The 19,171-nt window shown below is 63.0% G+C and carries 18 protein-coding genes; 13 read left to right on the forward strand and 5 right to left on the reverse strand.

Annotated elements, in window-relative coordinates; genetic code table 11:
- Nucleotides 1-152 precede the first annotated feature (152 nt).
- Nucleotides 153-1,559, forward strand: coding sequence for a putative Na+/H+ antiporter (locus CEY11_RS05760; protein ID WP_088602391.1), 1,407 nt, complete (start codon nt 153-155; stop codon nt 1,557-1,559).
- A gap of 81 nt (nt 1,560-1,640) precedes the next feature.
- Here the strand turns inward: CEY11_RS05760 and CEY11_RS05765 are convergent, their stop codons facing one another.
- From CEY11_RS05765 to CEY11_RS05785, 5 genes are all read right to left on the reverse strand, one after another.
- On the reverse strand, nt 1,641-3,137 hold the full coding sequence (locus tag CEY11_RS05765; RefSeq protein ID WP_088602392.1) for a carboxylesterase/lipase family protein: 1,497 nt from the start codon (nt 3,135-3,137) through the stop codon (nt 1,641-1,643).
- Nucleotides 3,138-3,364: 227 nt separating this feature from the next.
- Entirely contained in the window at nt 3,365-4,153 is a 789-nt protein-coding gene (locus CEY11_RS05770; RefSeq protein ID WP_088602393.1) for an ABC transporter permease, read from the reverse strand.
- Nucleotides 4,140-4,889, reverse strand: a complete 750-nt coding sequence (locus CEY11_RS05775) for an ABC transporter permease (RefSeq protein ID WP_088602394.1) — start codon at nt 4,887-4,889, stop codon at nt 4,140-4,142. Before CEY11_RS05775 ends, CEY11_RS05770 begins: the two co-directional genes overlap by 14 nt.
- 77 nt (nt 4,890-4,966) lie before the next feature.
- Nucleotides 4,967-5,971, reverse strand: coding sequence for an ABC transporter substrate-binding protein (locus CEY11_RS05780; RefSeq protein ID WP_088602395.1), 1,005 nt, complete (start codon nt 5,969-5,971; stop codon nt 4,967-4,969).
- 24 nt (nt 5,972-5,995) lie between these two features.
- A complete protein-coding gene (locus CEY11_RS05785) occupies nt 5,996-6,790 on the reverse strand; it encodes an ABC transporter ATP-binding protein (protein ID WP_088602396.1) in 795 nt (264 codons plus the stop codon).
- Between the two features lie 438 nt (nt 6,791-7,228).
- Here CEY11_RS05785 and CEY11_RS05790 point away from each other — a divergent pair, with 438 nt between their 5' ends.
- From CEY11_RS05790 to CEY11_RS26045, 12 genes are all read left to right on the forward strand, one after another.
- Entirely contained in the window at nt 7,229-8,104 is an 876-nt protein-coding gene (locus CEY11_RS05790; protein WP_233154731.1) for a fumarylacetoacetate hydrolase family protein, read from the forward strand.
- Between the two features lie 41 nt (nt 8,105-8,145).
- Nucleotides 8,146-9,108, forward strand: coding sequence for a cupin domain-containing protein (locus CEY11_RS05795; RefSeq protein WP_088602397.1), 963 nt, complete (start codon nt 8,146-8,148; stop codon nt 9,106-9,108).
- On the forward strand, nt 9,105-9,332 hold the full coding sequence (locus CEY11_RS25015; protein WP_143322688.1) for a hypothetical protein: 228 nt from the start codon (nt 9,105-9,107) through the stop codon (nt 9,330-9,332). Before CEY11_RS05795 ends, CEY11_RS25015 begins: the two co-directional genes overlap by 4 nt.
- Entirely contained in the window at nt 9,319-11,148 is a 1,830-nt protein-coding gene (locus tag CEY11_RS05800; protein WP_088602398.1) for an FAD-dependent monooxygenase, read from the forward strand. The genes CEY11_RS25015 and CEY11_RS05800 overlap by 14 nt, the downstream gene beginning before the upstream one ends.
- A complete protein-coding gene (locus CEY11_RS05805) occupies nt 11,145-12,125 on the forward strand; it encodes a Bug family tripartite tricarboxylate transporter substrate binding protein (RefSeq protein ID WP_158215192.1) in 981 nt (326 codons plus the stop codon). The genes CEY11_RS05800 and CEY11_RS05805 overlap by 4 nt, the downstream gene beginning before the upstream one ends.
- Nucleotides 12,126-12,289: 164 nt before the next feature.
- A complete protein-coding gene (locus CEY11_RS05810; RefSeq protein WP_088602400.1) occupies nt 12,290-13,249 on the forward strand; it encodes a LysR family transcriptional regulator in 960 nt (319 codons plus the stop codon).
- A 629-nt stretch (nt 13,250-13,878) separates the two neighbouring features.
- Complete coding sequence (locus CEY11_RS05815; RefSeq protein ID WP_088602401.1) at nt 13,879-15,054, forward strand: homogentisate 1,2-dioxygenase; 1,176 nt, start codon at nt 13,879-13,881, stop codon at nt 15,052-15,054.
- Complete coding sequence (locus CEY11_RS05820; RefSeq protein WP_088602402.1) at nt 15,051-16,037, forward strand: fumarylacetoacetate hydrolase family protein; 987 nt, start codon at nt 15,051-15,053, stop codon at nt 16,035-16,037. Before CEY11_RS05815 ends, CEY11_RS05820 begins: the two co-directional genes overlap by 4 nt.
- Nucleotides 16,038-16,115: 78 nt before the next feature.
- On the forward strand, nt 16,116-17,159 hold the full coding sequence (locus tag CEY11_RS05825) for an LLM class flavin-dependent oxidoreductase (protein WP_233154732.1): 1,044 nt from the start codon (nt 16,116-16,118) through the stop codon (nt 17,157-17,159).
- Nucleotides 17,160-17,186: 27 nt separating this feature from the next.
- On the forward strand, nt 17,187-18,167 hold the full coding sequence (locus CEY11_RS05830) for a tripartite tricarboxylate transporter substrate binding protein (RefSeq protein ID WP_088602404.1): 981 nt from the start codon (nt 17,187-17,189) through the stop codon (nt 18,165-18,167).
- 14 nt (nt 18,168-18,181) lie between these two features.
- On the forward strand, nt 18,182-18,724 hold the full coding sequence (locus CEY11_RS05835; RefSeq protein ID WP_233154733.1) for a flavin reductase family protein: 543 nt from the start codon (nt 18,182-18,184) through the stop codon (nt 18,722-18,724).
- Nucleotides 18,721-19,110, forward strand: a complete 390-nt coding sequence (locus CEY11_RS26045; protein ID WP_088602405.1) for a nuclear transport factor 2 family protein — start codon at nt 18,721-18,723, stop codon at nt 19,108-19,110. Before CEY11_RS05835 ends, CEY11_RS26045 begins: the two co-directional genes overlap by 4 nt.
- Nucleotides 19,111-19,171 lie beyond the last annotated feature (61 nt).

Below are 19,171 nucleotides of genomic sequence, written 5' to 3' on the forward strand. Positions count from 1 at the left end.
GCCCGGCTGCACCCTTGCCCGCATGGCAGGTATGCTGACTGCGTCCTGAAAGGACGTGCGACAATAGGCGGCGCGCAAGCCCGTGCGCTGCCGGGCCGCGCGCCCGGTTGCCTGCCAATGCGGCGCCTCTTTTAGCGTCAATAATCCTAGCCATGCCCAATGCCATTGAACTGATGGCTACCGTCCTGTTCGCGGTGGCCGTCATCCATACCTTCTGTGTGCCTGTGTTCGCACGCCGTGCCGCGCGCGGCGGCGGCCATGCGGGCCTTTGGCACCTGTTGTCGGAAGTGGAAGTGGTATTCGGCGTATGGGCGTTCGTGCTGCTTGTGGCCATGGCGGCCCTGTCGGGTGTCTCGAGCGCCGTAGCCTACCTGGACGGGCGCAACTTCACTGAGCCCGCATTCGTCTTCGCCGTGATGGTCGTGGCCGCCAGCCGCCCCATACTCGCTCTGGTAGACATGCTGGTGCGCGGGATGGCGCGCGCGCTACCGCTGCGCGGCGAAGTCGCCACCTTTTTTCTGACTCTGTCCCTGGTGCCGCTGTCGGGCTCGTTCATTACCGAGCCTGCGGCCATGACGCTGGCGGCGCTGCTGCTGCGCGACACGTGTTTTCGCCATGGGCCGCACTACGGCTTCAAGTACCTGACGCTGGGTGTGCTGTTCGTCAACGTATCGATAGGCGGGGTGCTTACCGCCTACGCGGCGCCGGCCGTGCTGATGGTGGCCCACGCCTTCGGCTGGGACACGGCTTATATGGCCGCGCATTTCGGCTGGCGCGCCGCGCTCGCCGTTTTCATCAACGCCGGCCTGTTGACCGTGGTTTGCGCCCGGATCTTGCCCGGCCAGCCGAGCGGGCAAGGTGCCGCTGCCGTAGCGGCGGCAAGCTCCTCCACCGCAAGCTCCGCTACCGCAAGCGCCCCTGCCGCCGCTGCGGCCGGCGGTGTAAAGGGCCTGAGTGCAGGCGCGCTCGCCGGCAAAGGTGCGGCGAGCGACAGCGCGGCGCCGCGCCGCGTCCGCCCGCCGGTGCCGCCGGCGGTAATGGCCGTGCATCTGCTATTCCTGGCTGGCGTGGTGCTGGGCTCGCACCACGCCGCGGTGTTCCTGAGCCTGCTGATGTTCTTCATCGGCTACACCGAAGCCTACAAGCGCCATCAAGACCCGCTGATGATCAAGGAAGGCCTGATGGTGGGCTTCTTCCTGGCAGGCCTGGTGGTGCTGGGCGGCATGCAGGGCTGGTGGCTGCAAGATTTGCTGGCCGGCCTGGATCCGCTCGTGCTGTACTGGGGCGCAGCCGCGCTGACGGCAGTTACCGACAACGCCGCTCTTACATACCTGGGCTCGCTGGTAAGCGGCACCAGCGAAACCTGGCGCTATATGCTGGTGGCGGGCGCCGTAACCGGCGGCGGCCTGACCGTCATTGCCAACGCCCCCAATCCCGCGGGCTTCGCGCTGCTCAAGCGCTACTTTCCCGACGGCGCCATCTCCCCAGGCAAGCTGCTGCTGGCGGCGGCGCTTCCTACCCTGATCGCCGCCGGCATGTTCTTGCTGCCCGTGGCTTGATACCCGCCTGCGCCGAACATTTATCGGAATAATTTCCGTGGCCTGGCGCCGGCGCGGTTTCCCTTCCAGGGTGAACAGGTGCTAGTCCAAACCAGGCGCGATCCACGCGCGGCGCGGCTCTATCAAGCGATCGAAGTGCATCACGTTGCGGTTCTCGTCGCTGTAGGCATCCCATTGCGGTATGCCGGCGTGGCCGGGATCGCCGCTGCGGGCAAAGGCGGCCCATGCCTGCTGCATGGCGTTCGACAGGCCGGCGAACTCGCTTTCATCCATTCCCGCCAGCATGGGCGCATCGGCCCACAGGCGCAGGTCGCCGAACACGAAGGGCAGCTCCAGGCAGTGGCACGATTCATAGCCCGCCGGCGACTGCCAGTCGAACTGATATACATACGCCGACAGGCCCTTGCGCTTGAAAGTGGCCGCCAGCTCCAGGGATCCGAGGCGGAACACCTTGTCGGTATTCATGTCGCCCAGCAGCGCGGCGGCGTTGGGCACCGCGCGGCGGCGCCGGTAGGCGTCCATGTATTGCCGGGCCTGATCGCCGAACTCTGCGTGGAACAACTGCTCTACGACGTCCGCACCGGCATTGCGCACGGCTTCGTCATGCTTGTAGAACGCCGCCATTTCTTCGCGCGTGGTGCCGATCAGCAGGTCGATGCCGAGCCGGCGATCCGGCCCCAGGGTGTCGAGCAGCTCGCTGCGTATATAGTCGCCGTCGCGCACCAGCCAGAAGGGGGGCTTGGTCTGCGCCAGCTTGCGCTCGGCCGCGCCCAATGCCTGCTGCGCCTGCAGCAGCTTGTCGACCGGCACCTGGCGCAGTTGCGCGGCCTGGCCGGGGGCTATGTCCAGCAGCTTCAGGTAAGCGCGGCCCAGGCGCTCGGAATCTTCGGGGGAATTGAACATCCGGCCCATCGATGCGCTTTGCATGATGGCGCGCTTGAACAGGCCGTCCAGCTGCGGCATGGTCAGCATGGCCGCGATCGAGGCGCCGCCCGCCGATTGCCCCATGACGGTGATGTTGTCGGGGTCGCCGCCGAAATGCTGGATGTTCTGCTTGATCCATTGCAGCGCCTGCACCTGGTCTTTCAGGCCCAGATTGCCCGCGCTTAGGCCAGGCAAATACAGAAAGCCCAGCGCGCCGAGGCGGTAGTTGATGCCCACGGTGACCACGTCGCCGTTGCGCGCCAGGGTGCCGCCGCCGTACCAGGGCAGCGACCCGGCGCCGCTGGTGAAGGCGCCGCCGTGTATCCAGGCGATTACCGGCTTGCGCGAGCCGGGCGCGCCGTCGGGGGCGTAGATGTCCAGCGTCAGGCAGTCTTCGCTTTGCTGCAGGCTGAAGTCGCCCATGGCCAGGGCCAGGCGCGAGCGGCCCTGCGGGGCGATGGGGGCGGGCTCGCGCGCGTCCAGTTCGCGGCCGCGCGGCTGCGCCGGCAGCGGGTCGCGGAAGCGCAGCTCGCCCGTCATGGGCTGGGCGTACGGCACGCCTTTGTAGACGCGCACGCCCTCCACAAGCCTGCCGCGTACCGGGCCTTCGGCGGTATCGGCTACACAATCGGCGTTCTTGGCGGAATCGTTCATGTTGCTGTCGTCCTGTAATGGCTACGATAAAAAAACAGATGCTTCCCCCGAAATGCGGCCCGCGCGACGCCACGCGTAGCTAAGGCCTCGGGGCGCCGTCGCTGCGGCGCTGCCCCCGGGTTGCCGGCTTGCCCGGCGTGTGTGCTGCGGCTTGCGCGGCCCGGCCTGCGCGGCCCGGCCGTGCGTCACGATCCCAGGGCGGCGGGCCGCCCCGGCGACCTCCACCATCACCGGGTGACCGGGAATTTTCTTTCCAGCGGCACCAGGATCAGGCGGTCGCCCAGTACGAAGATGAACACGATCGAGAAGCACACGGCCAGGAAGGTGACGGCTTCGGCGGTGGACTGCGCCTGCAGCATCATGTAGCCCAGCCCGTTGGGCGCGCCCAGCAGTTCCGACACCAGCGCTATTTTCCAGGCGATGCCGTAGGAAATCCGGATGGCCGACAAGATGAACGGCGTCAGCAGCCGCAGGTGAATGCGCAGCCAGATGCGCGGGTTGCTGCGGGTGAAGCTGCGGCCCATTTCCAGCAGTTCCTGGTCGATGGCGCGAAAGCCCTGGTCGATATTGATCAGGCAGAACGGCGTAAGAATCGCCACCTGCACGAACACCACGCCGAAATTACCGGCCGGGAACCAGATGGAAGCCAGGATCGCCCAGCCTATGGACGGAAAGGAATTCAGGAAGGGTTTGATGCGTTCGTTGATGATGCCGTCGTAGGCCGGCCTGGCATTGGCCAGCAGCGCCAGCAGGCCGCCCAGCACGCAGGCCACCAGCACCGACAGAATCACGCGTAGCGTGGACACCAGCGCATTGGCCAGGAACTCGGGCTCGCCCAGCAGCTGCAGCAGCCGGTGCGCCACGGCCAGCGGCCCGGGCAGCACGAAATTGGGCAGGCCGCGCGCGGTGGCCCACCAGATCGCCAGGAAGGCCACGACCAGCAGCTCGCCCAGCAGGCGTCCGGCTGTGTCGCGCCGCCCCTTGGAACCCGCGGCTGGTGGGTCAGATCTTGGCATAGGCGTCGAAGCGGGCCTGGATGGGTTTGAAGAAGAAGCGCTCGGCGCAATACACGAACACGATGATGAAGAAAATAATCACGAAGATCGTTACGGTGTCGTAGTCCTGGCGCGCCAGGTTGATCAGATAGCCCAGGCCGGAGTTGCCGCCGAACAGCTCGGCCGCCAGCGTCACCTTCCATGCCACGCCGAACATCAGCCGCAGCGTGGCGAACAGATAGGGGTAGAGCAGCGGCAAAATTACCAGCCGCAGCTTGCGCGCCGTGTGGCGCGTAAAGCTCTGGCCCATCTCCATCAGTTCGGCATCCAGGTTGTTCAGCCCGCTGTTCAGGTTGACCAGGGCGAACGGCAGCAGCACCGCGCTAATGGCAAAGATCACCGATATGGAATTGATGCCGAACCACATGCCCGCCAGCAGCGCCCAGCCGACGCCGGGAAACGAACCCAGGAAGGCGCCGAAGCGCCGGTGTATGGCGATGCGCGCCACCGGAAAATAATAGGGGATCAGGGCCAGCACGCAGCCCAGGATGAACGACAGGACGATGGCCGCCGCCACGTGGTACAGCGAAGCCCCCAGTTGCAGCAGCAGTTCCGGGGTCGTCAGGAACTTCCAGGCGCCCTGCAGCACGGCCCACGGGCCGGGCATCTGGTAGGCGGGACTGACCCAGGCGGCCAGGCTCCATGCCGCCAGGAACAACAGCGTGAACAGGTGCGTGGCAAGTGCGCGGCGCGACATGGGGCCGGTTCAGTCCAGGCGCCGCGCGGTACGGCGGGGGTGCAGAGCGCGTTGCGCGGCGCGGGCCATCAGCGTCATCACGCGCCCATGTGCAGCTTGTCCCACAAGAACGGTTCGACCGGCACCGCTTTCTTCAGCACGCCCAGCTCGGCCGACAATTCATAGAACTTGTCGATGGACTTGGCATGTTCGCGCGTGAAATTGCCCGGCACGTCCGCCACGTTGGTGAACCACCAGTCGAAGAATTTGGGATCGAGGCCGCTTTTCTTGGACACCGCATTGAAGACCTCGTCGCGGTGGCTTAGCGCGTATTGCACCGAAGCCTTGAACATGCGGATGAATTCCATGTAGGCCTCGGCATCGGCCTGCAGCTTCTCGGGGTAGGACACGTTCACGGCGCTGATGAAGCGCAGCTTGAACATCTCGATGTTGTCGCGCGCCGTTTCGGCAATGGTGCGGTACTCGCCCGACTGGATGGCCTTGTAGGCCTGGCTGTGGATCAGCGTGGCCGCGTCGACGCTGCCGCGCGCCAGCGCCGCCGGCAGGTTCGAGGCCGGAATCTGCAGCTGCTTGAAGTCGCCGCCCTGCAGCGCCGTGTTCAGGCCGTATTTCTTTTGCAGGGCGATGCGCACCTGTGTGTAGCCGGTGGAGCGCAGGCTGTACGAGCCCATGGTCTTGCCCTTCAGGTCTTGCGGGCGCTGCAGCGGGCTGTCTTTTTTCACCCAGACGCCGCCGCCCAGCCCCGGCTTGGCCTGCTGCAGGGCGGTGTTCAGGATGCGCAGTTCCAGCCCGCGCGAGGCCGCCGCCGGCAGCCCGATCACCGCCGTCATGATCACGTCGTACTGCTTGGACGCGGTAGCCTGCAGCAGCTGCGGGATGGCCAGCGACCGCGCCTCGATTTCGATCAGGTCGGACTTCACCTTGCCGTTGGTGATGGCCCAGACCACCGCATCGTAGGCCGGATCGAGCAGGTAGGCGTAGCTGATTTTTTTCTTGGCGCCCTGGGCATGCGCCCCGCGCGCGGCCAGCATCAGGCCCGGCAGGGCCAGGGTTCCCAGTTTTAGTACGTTGCGGCGATTCACGGTAGGCTCCTTGGCGTAGGGAATTCAGCTTGCGGCGATGGATTCGTCGGAAGCATAAGTGTCCAGCAGGCGAGTGCGATGCGCGGCCAGTTCGGCGCCGCCCAAGTCGCGCGGCCGCGCGGCCCGCAGGTACAGGTTTTCCTGCACCGAAGACGGCTTGCGGCCCAGCAGAATGATGCGGTCGGCCAGTTGCAGCGCCTCGTCGACGTCGTGGGTGACGAACACGATGGTCTTGCCCGTGTGGCGCCAGATCTGTTCGATTTCGCTGCGCATCTTGCGGCGCGTGGTGGGATCCAGGGCCGAGAACGGCTCGTCCATGAAGATGATTTCCGGATCCACCGCCAGGGCGCGGGCGATGGCGACCCGCTGGCGCTCGCCGCCGGACAGCATGGAAGGGTACTTGTGCGTGTCTTGCGCCAGGCCCACCAGGGCAAGCAGCTGCATGGCCTTTTCGCGGCGGCTTGCGGCGCTGCCCGCGCCGAAGCGCAGTTCCATGCCGAGCACGACATTCTCCAGGGCGTTGCGCCACGACACCAGGCGCGGCGACTGGAACACATAGGCCAGCTTCGGCCAGCCCTCGGCGGGGCTTTGCCCCATGATGCGCACGCTGCCGCCGGACACCGGCAGCAGCCCGCCCATGACGCGCAGGCTGGTCGACTTGCCGCAGCCCGACGGCCCCAGCAGGCACACGAATTCCCCGCGGGAAACCTGGAAGCTGAGGCGGTCGTATATCTGCTGCCCGCCCAGTTCTACCATGACGTCCTGCAGCTCGAGCACCGTGTCCGGCGCGGTATCTTGCGTATCCGTGCGTGTCTCCATTCTTGTTGCCTGCGCCGCGCAGAGGCTGATGCGCCCCGGGGCCGCCTTCGCCGGCGGCCGCCGTGGCGCCGCAAGCGGGCTATTGTTCAAACGTAAACTAACCGGGGGCCGGGTGTCAATGCCGGCGCCAGTGCCGCGATATTACTTTACGGCGCGCAGGTATGCCTATGCCGAGCCGCCGGTTTTTGCCTGCGCCGCCTCTGTTCCGGTGCCCAAGCTCGCTCCGGCCTCCGCCTATCCCTTCACCTTTAGCTCCACCTTCACCTTCACCGTCACCGGCCCTCTGCCCGAGCCGCGGCGGGCGGCGTGCCTATGACAAGCCGAGATACTTCCTATCTCGATATAGAAATTCTCCTTTGCGCATGCCATCGATAACATTTCCGTGTTGCCGCGACATGGGGTGTGCGGCCGCCGGCCCGGCCGGCATCTGATTGGAGAATGGTTTTGAAACTGGCGCGTTTCAATGGTGGCCGTATCGGCTGCGTAATCGACGGCACCCTGCGGGACGTAACCGATGCCGCGGGCATCGACCCTGGGTTCTGGCCGCCCATAGGCGTAGTGAAGCTGGTCGAATCCTTCGACGGCAAGCGCGAGCGCCTGCTGGCCGCCGCCCAGGCCGCGGCGCCCATCGCCATAGACTCGGTCAGGCTGGAAAACCCCATGCCCTGGCCCAACAAGCTGATTGCCATTCCGGTCAATTATCATGCTCACGCGCTGGAAATGTCGTCGCCCGCCATCTCGAAAAACGGCGGCTTCTTCATCAAGAGCGCCTCGTCGCTGTCGGGCGCGGGCGAGCCGGTGCTGTTGCCCGACCTGCCCGGGCGCGCCATCCACCACGAGGCAGAGCTGGCGGTAATCATCGGGCGCCGCTGCCGCCACGTGGCGCGCGACCAGGCCCTGGACTACGTGTTCGGCTACGGCTGCCTGCTGGACATGACGGTGCGCGGCAAGCAAGAGCGGGCAATCCGCAAGTCCTACGACACTTTCACGCCGCTGGGCCCCTGGATCACCACCGCCGACGAAGTGCCGGATCCCGCCGCGCTGCGCGTGCAGCTGTGGGTGAACGATGAGCTGCGCCAGGACGCCCTGACCCGCGACATGATCGTCGACGTGCCTGAAATCATTGCGATGTGTTCATCGGTGATGACCCTGGAGCCGGGCGACGTGATCGCCACCGGCACCGCCGAAGGCGTCGGCCCCGTAGTGCCTGGCGACACTATCACCATAGACATTACCCCGGGCGTGGGACGCATGTCGGTGGCCGTGCAGCAGGGCGAGGGCGGCTGGAACATCGCCATTCCGCACCGGGTCTGATGCGTATGCGCGCGCTATACACCGGGAGGTGAGAAAGAATCATGTCTACCGATTTGCTGGCTGCCACCGACAGCCTGACTGAACTGAACGACAGGCTGGCGCTGCTTTCGTTTCGCGCCGGCTGGAACAAGGCCGAGCCGTCTCTGTGGGCCGAGCCGCGCACCGATTTCGTTCCCTGCCATTGGCGCTGGGAAGAAGCCCGGGCCGGGCTGGATGCGGCCGGGCGGCTGATCGACACCGAGCTTGCCGAGCGGCGCAACCTTTTCCTGGTGAACCCGCACCCGGGCAACCACTACGCCACGCTGCGCACCCTGGTGTGCGCCTACCAGATGATCCTGCCCGGCGAGCGCGCGCGCTCGCACCGCCATACGCCGCACGCGCTGCGCTTCGTGCTGGACACGGCCGACGACGTCTACACGGTGGTGGACGGCATGCGCATCGACATGCGCCCGGGCGACGTACTGCTGACCCCGGGCTGGAGCTGGCACGGCCATGGCAACGCAGGCACGCGTCCGGGCTACTGGATCGATTTCCTCGACGTGCCCACCGTGCACCTGCTCGAGCCCATGTTCTTCGAACCCTGGCCCGGCGATTATCAGCAGCCGGAGCGCCGCACCCGCGACCACGCCTTCGTATTCCCTTGGGAAAAAACGCAGCAGGCGCTGGCGGCGGCCATTCCCGACCCCCAGGAGCGCTATGGGCAGCGTGTGGTGCTGGACAGCAGCGGTGTCATGCCTTCCATGACGCTGGCGCTGCAGCGTCTGCCTGCGGGCTTCGCCAGCCGCCCCTGGCGCACCACCGCCAATCAGATCGTCAGCGTGAAGTCGGGCAGGGGCACGGCCGTCGTCGCCGGGCAGCGCTACGCCTGGCAGGCAGGCGACGTGTTTACGGTGCCTGCATGGCATGCCCTGCAGATCTCGGCCTCGGAAGAATCCGACCTTTTCACCGTATCCGACGAGGACATGCTGCGCCTGTTGCGCTATTTGTACGAAGAAGCCCTGTGATGCCCGCTACCGGGGCAGGCCTGTTGGCGCTGGTCGAAGCACACGGGCATGGCGATCGAGGTGATCGCTGCATGCCCCGGCTGGGCTGCCCGCAAGCAGTCCGCACTCAAGCAGTCCGCAATAAAGCAATTCGCAATAAAGCTATCCGCGGTAAAGAAATCGGCAATAAAGAAATCAGCAATAAAGAAACCAGCAACACAGAACGGAACCATGCAACACGATAATGAATTTTCGGCCGACGTCATCGTCGTCGGCGGCGGCCCGGTCGGCCTTGCGCTGGCCGGAGACCTGGGCTGGCGCGGCATATCGTGCATCTTGCTGGAGCAGGGCGACGGCAGCATCGTCCAGCCCAAGATGGACGGCGTGAATGTACGCACCATGGAATTCTGCCGGCGCTGGGGGATTGTCGACCAGGTATACAACTGCGGCTACCCCCGCGAATATCCGCAGGACATGGTGTATCTGACCTCGTTCTCGGGGTATGAGCTGGGCCGCGAAGAGTTCGCCACGCCGTCCGGCGGCAGCGAGGAGTCGCGCCCCGGCATCAGCCCTGAATCGCGCTTTCGCTGCCCGCAGAATCTGTTCGACCCGATTCTGCGCAAGTTTGCGCAGGCCCAGTCGCAGGCCAGCCTGCACTACCTCAGCCGCTTGACTGCCTTCGAGCAGAGCGATGCCGCGGTCGTGGCCACCGTGCAAACCGCCGACGATCGTACACAAACCTTGCGCGCCCGCTACCTGGTGGGCTGCGACGGCGCGGCCAGCCGCGTACGCAAGGGCCTGGACATTGCGATGTCCGGCCTGGGCACGCTTACCTACACGACCAACGTGCTGTTTCGCTGCCCGGCGCTGCGCGACCACACCCACATACGCCTGGGCTACCGGTACTTGTTCGTGGGCCCTGAAGGCACCTGGGCCACCGTGGTGGCCATCGACGGCCGGGACACCTGGCGCCTGTCCCTGATCGGCGGCAAAGAACGCAAGGAACTGGGCGAGCCCGAAGTGCGCGCCGCCATCGAGCGCGTATTGGGCCAGCCCATGCCCTATACGATACTTTCCATCGTGCCCTGGGTGCGCCGCGAACTCGTGGCCGACACCTATCGGAGCGGCCGGGTCTTCATCGCCGGCGACGCCGCGCATATGACCTCGCCCACCGGCGGCTTCGGCATGAACATGGGCATTGCCGACGCCGTGGATCTGTCATGGAAACTGGAGGCGATGCTGCGCGGCTGGGCCGGCGAGGCGCTGCTGGACACCTACGAAACCGAGCGCCGCCCCGTGGCCTTGCGCGCGGTGCGCGAGGCCAGCGGGAACCTGCTGCGCACGCTGTCGCCCGGCGCCAACGCGCGGCTGCTGGACGCGAGCTTCGAGGGTGCCTTGCTGCGCTATGAAGTGGGCAAGCATTTCTCGGCGACCATGCTGCGCGAATGGTACAAGCTGGGCATAGACCTGGGTTATGTCTATGCCGATTCGCCCGCCGTCGTGCCGGACGAAGCGCCCTGGGTTCCCGATACGGCCGGCCTTCCCCAAGGCGTGCCGCCGGACGGCCGCCTCGGCGACGGAACCCGCGTGACGCCTGCGCTGTTGCGCGAATGGCAGCGCCTTAGCATGCACCTGTCGCTCGGAACACCCATTGAAACTTCCTGGCAGGAACTGCCGGCGCGCGAGGTCATGCTGTATTGCCAGACCACGGCGCCGGGCGCGCGCGCGCCCCACGTATGGCTGGCCGACGACACCAGCACCCTGGACTGGTTCGGCAAGGGCTTCGTGCTGGTGGCCGATGCCGGCGCCGATACCGGTGCCTTCGAAAGCGTGGCGGCCGCCCTGCGCACGCCCTTGGCGGTACAGCGCAGCGACAACGCCGCAGTGCGTGCCGCCTACGTGGCTCCGCTGGTTCTGGTGCGGCCCGACGGGCACGTGGCCTGGCGCGGCCGGTGTGCCACAGCCCGTACCGCGCGCCGCGTGCTCGAGCAGATTACGGCGCAATCGGGATCCGGGCCGATTTGCGCCAACACTCATTCTTTAGAGGAGACCTCCTTATGAAATTGTCCGCCCTTTGTGCCCTGGCAGCCTCTTTGCTGTTGGCTGCTTCGCCAGCGACCCACGCAGAGGCCGCGTATCCGTCCAAGCCCATCCGCCTGGTGGTGGGCTACTCGCCCGGCGGCCCCAGCGACATCCTGGCGCGCCAGCTTGCCCCGGCGCTGGGCAAGGCCCTGGGCACGCCGATCATCGTCGAGAACAAGCCCGGCGCCAACGCCGACATCGCCGGCGCCTACGTGGCGCACGCCGAGTCCGACGGCTATACGCTGCTGCTGGGCGACCTGACCTTGGCCACCAATCCCAGCCTGATGCGCAGCATGCCGTTCAAGCCCAAGACCGACTTGCGGGCGATCGCGCCGCTTGCGGTTGCGCCGCTGGCGCTGGTGGTGAATTTGTCGGTGCCGGCCCACAACATGAAAGAGCTGCTGGACTATGCCCGCGCCCATCCCGGCAAGCTCGCCGAAGGCACCGCCGGCCGCGGCAATCTTACGCACCTGGCAGGGGAAGTCTTGAAGAAGGCCGCCGGCGTCGACATCGAGCAGGTGCCGTACAAAGGCTCCGGCCCGGCGCTGACCGATCTGGTGGGCGGCCATATCTCGATGGTGATCACCGGGGTCAGCAGCTCGAAGGGCTTCATCAAGAGCGGGCAGGTTCGGGCGCTGGCGATTACCGGCAAGCAGCGCTCGGCGTCCCTGCCCGATGTGCCGACATTCTCCGAGGCCACCGGCCTGCCGCTGCCCGAGCTGAACCTAGGCTCGTGGTGGGGGCTGTTCGGCCCGGCCGGCTTGCCCGACAAGGTGGTGGCCCGGCTGAATGCGGCTACGCAGACCATTCTGCACGACCCGGCGCTGCAGCAGCGCCTGCAGGGCCTGAACATCGAGGCCGACCCGGGTTCGGCCCAGGTAATGGCCGAGCGGCTGGAATCCGAGACCGCGACTTGGGGTAAAGTGATCAAAGAGGCGGGCATCACGCCGCAATAGCGGCGTGGCGTGCGGCAGGCCAGCCGCGCCGGAGCCAATGCTGGCACCGGCGTCCGGCCGCGGTGTGTCGGGACAGGCCGCTTCGCCATCGAGCTTGCCGCGCCCCGTGGCCGCACCAGCCTGGCCGGGGTCGTGGCGGCGTTGCGTCCACAGGCCCTGGCACCATGATTTTCGAAGACCTCAACGCGTTCATAGTCGTTGCGCAGCTGCGCAGTTTTTCCGCCGCCGCCGCGCGGCTGCGCGTTGCCCAATCGTCGCTGTCCAAGCGCGTGCAGCGGCTCGAACACCATTTCGGCGTGCCGCTGCTCAAGCGCCACGCGCGCGGGGCGATTCTTACCGAATCGGGCGCCGTGCTGCTCGCCCGGGCGCAACGCCTGGTCGAGGAACTGAAGGATGTCGAACGCGATGTGCGCGGCGTGCTGCAGCAGGCCGCCGGCAACGTGCGCATCGCCCTGCCGCCGGCCACCAGCCCGGTGCTGGCGCCGCTGATCTTCGAGCAGTGCCGGCTGCGCTACCCCTTGATCAAATTGCAGCTGCGCGAAAGCACCTCCGACACCATACACGACTGGCTGTCGGGCGGCGAAATCGACATCGCCCTGCTGTACAACCCCGAGTACAGCGCCGATTTCGAAGTCCAGCCGCTGATCGTCGAGCCCTTGTTCGTGATCGTGCCCGCGCGCGACCCGATCAACGGCATGCCGCTGGTGCACCCCGAAAGCCACGCGCTGCGCGATCTGGCCACCTTGCCGCTGATCCTGCCGCGCCGCCCGCACAGCATACGCGTGCTGGTCGAGCGCCTGTGCGCGGCCGATGGCATTCATCCCAACATACTGTTCGAAAGCGACAGCATCCGTTCCACCAAGGGTATTGTGGAAAAAGGCCTGGGCTGCACCATATTCAGCCGCACCTGGCTGGAAAACGACATACGCGCGGGCCGCTTGTGCGCCATTCCGTTTTCGACGGCGCTGTTGAACTGGAAGCTTTGCATTGCCCATGCCCGCCGCCAGGACGCCTCGCTGGCGATCGCCAGCGTCAAGATGCTGGTCGAAGAGCACGTGGCCGCCTTGTTTGCCAACGGTTTCTGGGGACTGGGCACCTGGCTGGCCGTCGATGCCAGGGGTTGAATGAGCGAGTCGGGGCGATTTTTGCGGATAGCTCGTTGGTGAGCTCATGCGGCGGATCGCGTTTGGTGGCGCCGGGCTATTGAGCCGCTCATGTTTTTGCATATCTCGCGCTGCAAAAGCGAGACGTGACTACTTAAATCGGCGATGCGGGCCAGACTACTGTTGCCGTAACTTGCGCAGCTCGCCAATCTTATTAGTTGGTGCGCGGGCGACAACATTCCAGCATTGCCGTCCCGGCACAAGAATGTGGGTCGAGATCGAACCTCACTAGTTGCATCTCTCGTCATTGTCAGACCCCCAATACTGACTTGTGACCCGTTGGTTGCACCATCTCATTGATCGGCGCCAGTAGCCGAGGCGGATGATGGCTCGCCTTTCGATTGCACGTTGAATCTCTGGCTCGTACCGAGCCGTTTGCGATGAAAGGCTCGATTTCATACTGCGCCGTTCAGGCCTGGTGAGTTGTGCTAATAGCCTTGCCCCACATCAGGGCAATTTGCATGTCAGTGACCTGGGTATTCCACAGATTCTTGGCACATCGATTTCTCGATGCTTGACATCCTATTGCTGTATTTTTAAAATAAGAATGTATTCTGAAAATTAAAGAATGAATTATGAAAGGAGGCGGTATGCCTAATGGCTGGAATTTTGGCGGCCCACATAGTCGCGGAGAATTCGCGAGGCAGGCGCATGTGGGCCTGCCCGAAGGCACATACGAGCGGGAAATGGGAAAGGAAGGTTTCTTCGGGGCGGCAAGTCACCTCTATCATCGGAATCCCCCCACAGGCTGGAGCGAAATTTCTGGCGATCTCAAGCCTCGCGCGTTTGAGCCTTTGGCCGGCGACACAGCTTCTGCCGGCCCGTGGTATGCGCCCCGCTTGCTTGGTAATTCTCACGTGGAGTTGAGTGTGGTGCGTCTCGGTGGAGCAATGAACCACTTGGTACGCAATGCCGACGGTGACACATTGCTATTCGTCCATCATGGGAGTGCGGACTTACATTGTGATTTCGGTCACTTGGCAGTTGTACCCGGCGATTATCTGTTGGTTCCTCGTGGCACGATGTGGAGGCTAGACTGCACCGCCGGCTTCGAAATGTTGATGGTGCAGAGCACGGGCGATGCGTTTGACTTGCCCCAGCGCGGCATAGTTGGACGCCATGCGCCGTTCGATATCGGCATGCTCGATATTCCAGAGATGGACGACGCATTTCGCGCTCAGCAGCAGCCGAAACCATGGACTGTTCACGTCAAGCGCTCGGGCAAGGTCTCGGTGCTGAGTTATCCATACAATCCGCTCGATGCCATTGGGTGGAAGGGTGATCTATTCCCCGTCCGGCTCAACATTCGGGATATCAAGGCGATTACCAGCGACGGCTTGCACTTGCCCCCATCGCTGCGCACGACATTCGTAAGCCGCCGGTTCGTGGTTTGCTCGTTGATCCCGCGCGTATTGGAAACGGATCCGAAAGCCATCAAATTGCCGTTCTTTCACAATAACGACGACTTTGACGAAGTCATCTTCCAACACGAGGGGAAGATGAGTAGCCGCGCTCATTCAGTCAGGCCCGGAATGGTGACTTTCCATCCAAGTGGAATCACGCACGGGCCTCATCCTGAAGTGCTGCCGCACATGTATGTCAACAAATCGGATCGAACTGAGGGATACGCGGTGATGATCGACACGCGAGATCCACTTGAGCTTCTGGAGGGGGCTGTGGACTGTGATGTGCCGGGTTACTACAAGAGCTGGTCGATGGTGCCGAAGTCTACGCCTCGGTTCGAGCAGAGCGAGGCCACATCATGAAGCTCGCAACCATGAACGATGGGACGCGGGATGGGCGATTATTACTCGTCGATCCCATTCTGTCGCGTGCTACGGATGCATCAGATATCGCGCGCTGCATGCAGGCGGCCATCGATGATTGGCACGCGCTCTCGCCGCGCTTGGCAAGGCGCCACGACGCGCTGATCGCGGGCCGTGCCAAGTCGTTCGAACTTGACTATGCGCGTCTGATGGCGCCACTGCCGCGTGCATATGGATGGATGGACAGCAGTGTCTACCTGCATCACATGGAATTGGCGAGGAGGCTTCGTGGAGTAGAGATGCCTGTAGGCTATGAGAGCGAGCCGCGCTTTTACGATGGCGTGTCTCACACTTTTCGCGCCAGCGGTAGTCCCTTGCCTTTGCCCGTTGGAGATGTTGGCCTGGATTTCGAGGCGGAAATTGCCGTGGTGTTGGATGATGTGCCGATGCAAGCGAGCGCTGAACAGGCTGCCGACGCAATCTTGTTGCTCGCCCTGATCAACGATACGACGTTGCGTACTGTATTCGCAGAGCAGATGGGCCGGGGCTATACGAATTTCCACGGAAAGCCGCCATGCTCCATGGCGCCTTTCCTGGTGACCCCGGATGAACTGGGTGACGATTGGGACGGCAAGAAGCTCAAAGCAGAATTGCGCTGTCGCGTCAATGGGAAGCTGATCGGCCAGCTTAATTCCAGTGACGATATGCAGTTCGATTTCCACGAACTCGTTATGCAGGCGGCTCGTTACCGACCCCTGGGCGCCGGCACGGTGCTTGGTGCGGGCACGGTTTCCAACCGGCGCGAAGATGCTGGCGCCGCGTGCCTGGCCGAGGTGAGGATGCTTGAGCAGCTGCGGCACGGAGAAGCACGGACGGCTTATCTCCGTAATAACGATGAGCTGCTTCTGGAGGCTTTCAATTCACATCGGCAGAGCATTTTTGGCCCTCTTCATCATCGAGTGCAGTTCGTACAGAACTGCTGACGTCAATCGTACAACTCAGCGAATCATTCAATTCCTATGACACATCCAGCTCCATTCAGACTAGGCAGTAAAACCAATTTGTTCCGTTATTCGATCTTCTGCGTACAGGATCATTATCCGAGCCTTCCACGCACGCTACCGCAATTCTATGCAGAATTGTCTGACCAAGCGATGCTTGCCGAAGAACTCGGGTACGACACGTTTTTCCTTGCCGAGCATCATTTCGACCCTTACGGCACGGTGCCCAATCCCGCGGTCGCTCTAGCTTATCTAGCAGCAAAGACACGCCAGCTGAGGCTCGGGTCGGCGATTTCAGTTCTTAGCTACCATCCGGCGTTCGAAGTTGCGGAAAATTACTCGATGGTCGATATCTTGTCCGGGGGAAGGGTTACTCTCGGCGTTGGCTCCGGCTACCTCGCGCACGAACTGGCCGGCTATGGTATTGATCTGGCCACGAAGCGGGAACGCTATGACGAGAACATGGCGGTGCTGCAGAAGGCGTTGACCGGTGCACGCTTCAGTTATAGGGGAAGCCATCAGACAATCGACGAGATGCAGTTGAATGTCGCGCCGGTGCAGGCGCTCGGTCTTCCGATCTATGTCGCTGTCAGTGCCCCGCCTGTAGCCTACTACGTAGGACGGCAGGCTCAGAACATGATGTTCGTCCCATATAGCCAGTTGCAGTCGATTGCCGATATTGGCGCGGTATTCAGGGAGTATCGCCGCGGCACCGACGAAGCACCTATAGCCGATAGTGATGGGCGGTTCGTTGGGGATGTCGCGGTCGCTTTCCATGCCCATGTCGCCGCTACTGACGAAGAGGCTCGCGCGCGCGCCAAAGATCCCTTCGAGCTTTATCTCAGAACAAGGCAGCGCGCTAAGCACCAAAGCTTCGAGGCAATTGCAAGCGAGGATGGGCTCTCTTTGGTGGGATCCGCGCAAACCGTTGCGGCCAAGCTTGGCAGGCTATACGCCGAGGGCGTGCGTCACCTTATGCTGGTTCACAATTTCGGAGCGATGCCGGCTGACGCTGCGGCGGACTCGATGCGCCGTTTTGCGCTGGAAGCCATGCCGCTTTTCCTGAAAGAAATTTCCAATAACACAGAAGCTGTAACTATTTAACGATAGGCATTAGGAGGCGACAAGAAAATGAAGACGCGAATCTTGCACGTGCTGTTTACTTTCATCGCGTGTATTGTTTTTTCACATAATAGTATTGCGGCACAAACATATCCAGACCGGGCGATTAGACTCATCGTGCCATTCGCGCCCGGAGGCGGCACCGATTTCGTTGCCCGTACTTTGGCGAAAAACCTTACGCAGCAACTGGGGCAGACCGTCGTGGTGGAAAATCACGGTGGAGCACGAACGTTCATTGGTGCGTTGATGGTTGCCAAGGCGCCACCCGATGGCTATACGCTTCTGCTCAGCAGCGCTTCGACGTTTGCCATCAACCCCAACATACCTCCGAAAGCGCCATACGACCCGTTGAAGGATTTTTCGCCTGTAGCATTGGTTGCTCGATTGCCGCTATTCCTGGTGACTGCACCCTCATTCCCTGCCAAGGATATGGCAGGCTTCCTCCGACATGTAAAGTCATTGCCTGTCAATCGAAGTATTCAGTATGGCTCGCCCGGTATAGGAAGCACCCACCAGTTGGCTATGGAAATGCTTGCTCAACGAGCAGGATTCCGCGCCGCGCATGTGCCCTATAAAGGTGCCGCGCCAGCCATGCAAGGCCTCTTGGATGGTTCGATTTCGACGATGTTTCTCGATCTGGCCACTGGGCAGGAGCAGATCAAGGCAGGCAAGCTTCATGCGCTCGCAATTAGTTCTTCCACTCGGAGTCCGTTGATGCCGAATGTGCCAACACTAGCCGAATCGGGCGTTCCGAATTATGACGCTGCCGCATGGATCGGGATTGTCGCGCCTGCACACACGCCTTCCCCCGTCGTCGACCGCTTGAACCGCGAGATCAATCGGGCTCTGGCTGATCCGATCATACGCAAGCGCTTCGCCGCGGCTGGCGCCGAAACCGTCACGAGTACGCCGGAATCGTTCGGAACCTATATGGCTTCCGAGATGAAGTCTTGGTCGGAAGTGATACGCAAGGCCCACTTGTCAAAGTAATCCGGAAGATGATCATGATGCCGATTGGGAACACCGCTGATTTTGACGAACGATTCTTCCGTTGTGCGCTTGGGCGCTTTGCGACGGGCGTCACGATAGTAACAACGTTGGATGCAAGTGGTGCTCCGGTCGGACTCACCGCGAATTCGTTTTGCTCCGTTTCTCTTGCTCCGCCGTTGATTCTGTGGAGCCTCAATATAGGGGCACGGAGTTTGTCAGTGTTCCGGGCCGCGAAACGCTTCAATGTGAACGTCTTGGCGTCGCATCAATCCAAGCTTTCCGACTTGTTCGGGCGGCCGGCTGCGGATCCATCTCGCGATGCGCGTTTCGAACAGGTTCAGTACGTTTCAGGCCCTACGGGTGTTCCCCTGATTGAAGGGTGCTGTGCGTGGTTCGAATGTGTTTCGAAAAGTCACTACTACGAGGGCGATCATATTATTTTTGTGGCTCGGGTCGAGCGCTGTGGATTGGGCGACGAGCAGCCGTTGGCTTTTCATGGCGGGAAATACTGTTACCCCAAGTCGCTCGAAGCGTTCACGATGGAGGACGGTGTATGAATGGCGTAGTCAAATCAGATGTCCGCTCAGTGGCGGCAGCAGAAGCCCGCAGATGCCGGGCGCTGGATTCGCACGACCGCGCTGTGCTGGATTGCTTGCTTGCGGACGAACTCGTCCATATTCATTCAACCGGTCGTATCGATAGCAAGCAAAGTTATCTCGCGGGGATCGGGAAGCGGATCCGATACGTTCGTTCCGAGCGACAGACTTATCAAGTTCGGTTGCACGGAGACCTTGCACTGGCAAACGGAAGATTACTCCAAGTGATCTTTCGCGGAGACGATACGGCGCCGACGGAGCTCCGGCTGGAAACGAGTCAGGTGTGGGTTTGGCTCGATGGAGAGTGGAAATTGGCGGGTTATCATGCAAGCTCAGCCAAAGCCTGAGACCAGCGGACTCGGTGGCATCTGTGCGCGCCCCATCACATGGGACGGAAAATTAGAATCT

The organism is Candidimonas nitroreducens (genome assembly GCF_002209565.1).
Lineage (GTDB): Bacteria > Pseudomonadota > Gammaproteobacteria > Burkholderiales > Burkholderiaceae_B > Candidimonas > Candidimonas nitroreducens.

Bases quoted from the DNA above. Each gene is read 5' to 3' on its own strand.
- CEY11_RS05760 (WP_088602391.1), top strand. From the start codon at position 153: ATGCCCAATGCCATTGAACTGATGGCTACCGTCCTGTTCGCGGTGGCC.
- CEY11_RS05805 (WP_158215192.1), top strand. From the start codon at position 11,145: ATGAAATTGTCCGCCCTTTGTGCCCTGGCAGCCTCTTTGCTGTTGGCT.
- CEY11_RS05790 (WP_233154731.1), top strand. From the start codon at position 7,229: ATGGTTTTGAAACTGGCGCGTTTCAATGGTGGCCGTATCGGCTGCGTA.
- CEY11_RS05810 (WP_088602400.1), top strand. From the start codon at position 12,290: ATGATTTTCGAAGACCTCAACGCGTTCATAGTCGTTGCGCAGCTGCGC.
- CEY11_RS05765 (WP_088602392.1), bottom strand. From the start codon at position 3,137: ATGAACGATTCCGCCAAGAACGCCGATTGTGTAGCCGATACCGCCGAA.
- CEY11_RS05835 (WP_233154733.1), top strand. From the start codon at position 18,182: ATGATGCCGATTGGGAACACCGCTGATTTTGACGAACGATTCTTCCGT.
- CEY11_RS05820 (WP_088602402.1), top strand. From the start codon at position 15,051: ATGAAGCTCGCAACCATGAACGATGGGACGCGGGATGGGCGATTATTA.
- CEY11_RS05830 (WP_088602404.1), top strand. From the start codon at position 17,187: ATGAAGACGCGAATCTTGCACGTGCTGTTTACTTTCATCGCGTGTATT.
- CEY11_RS05785 (WP_088602396.1), bottom strand. From the start codon at position 6,790: ATGGAGACACGCACGGATACGCAAGATACCGCGCCGGACACGGTGCTC.
- CEY11_RS05800 (WP_088602398.1), top strand. From the start codon at position 9,319: ATGCAACACGATAATGAATTTTCGGCCGACGTCATCGTCGTCGGCGGC.
- CEY11_RS05815 (WP_088602401.1), top strand. From the start codon at position 13,879: ATGCCTAATGGCTGGAATTTTGGCGGCCCACATAGTCGCGGAGAATTC.
- CEY11_RS26045 (WP_088602405.1), top strand. From the start codon at position 18,721: ATGAATGGCGTAGTCAAATCAGATGTCCGCTCAGTGGCGGCAGCAGAA.
- CEY11_RS05795 (WP_088602397.1), top strand. From the start codon at position 8,146: ATGTCTACCGATTTGCTGGCTGCCACCGACAGCCTGACTGAACTGAAC.
- CEY11_RS05770 (WP_088602393.1), bottom strand. From the start codon at position 4,153: ATGCCAAGATCTGACCCACCAGCCGCGGGTTCCAAGGGGCGGCGCGAC.
- CEY11_RS05775 (WP_088602394.1), bottom strand. From the start codon at position 4,889: ATGTCGCGCCGCGCACTTGCCACGCACCTGTTCACGCTGTTGTTCCTG.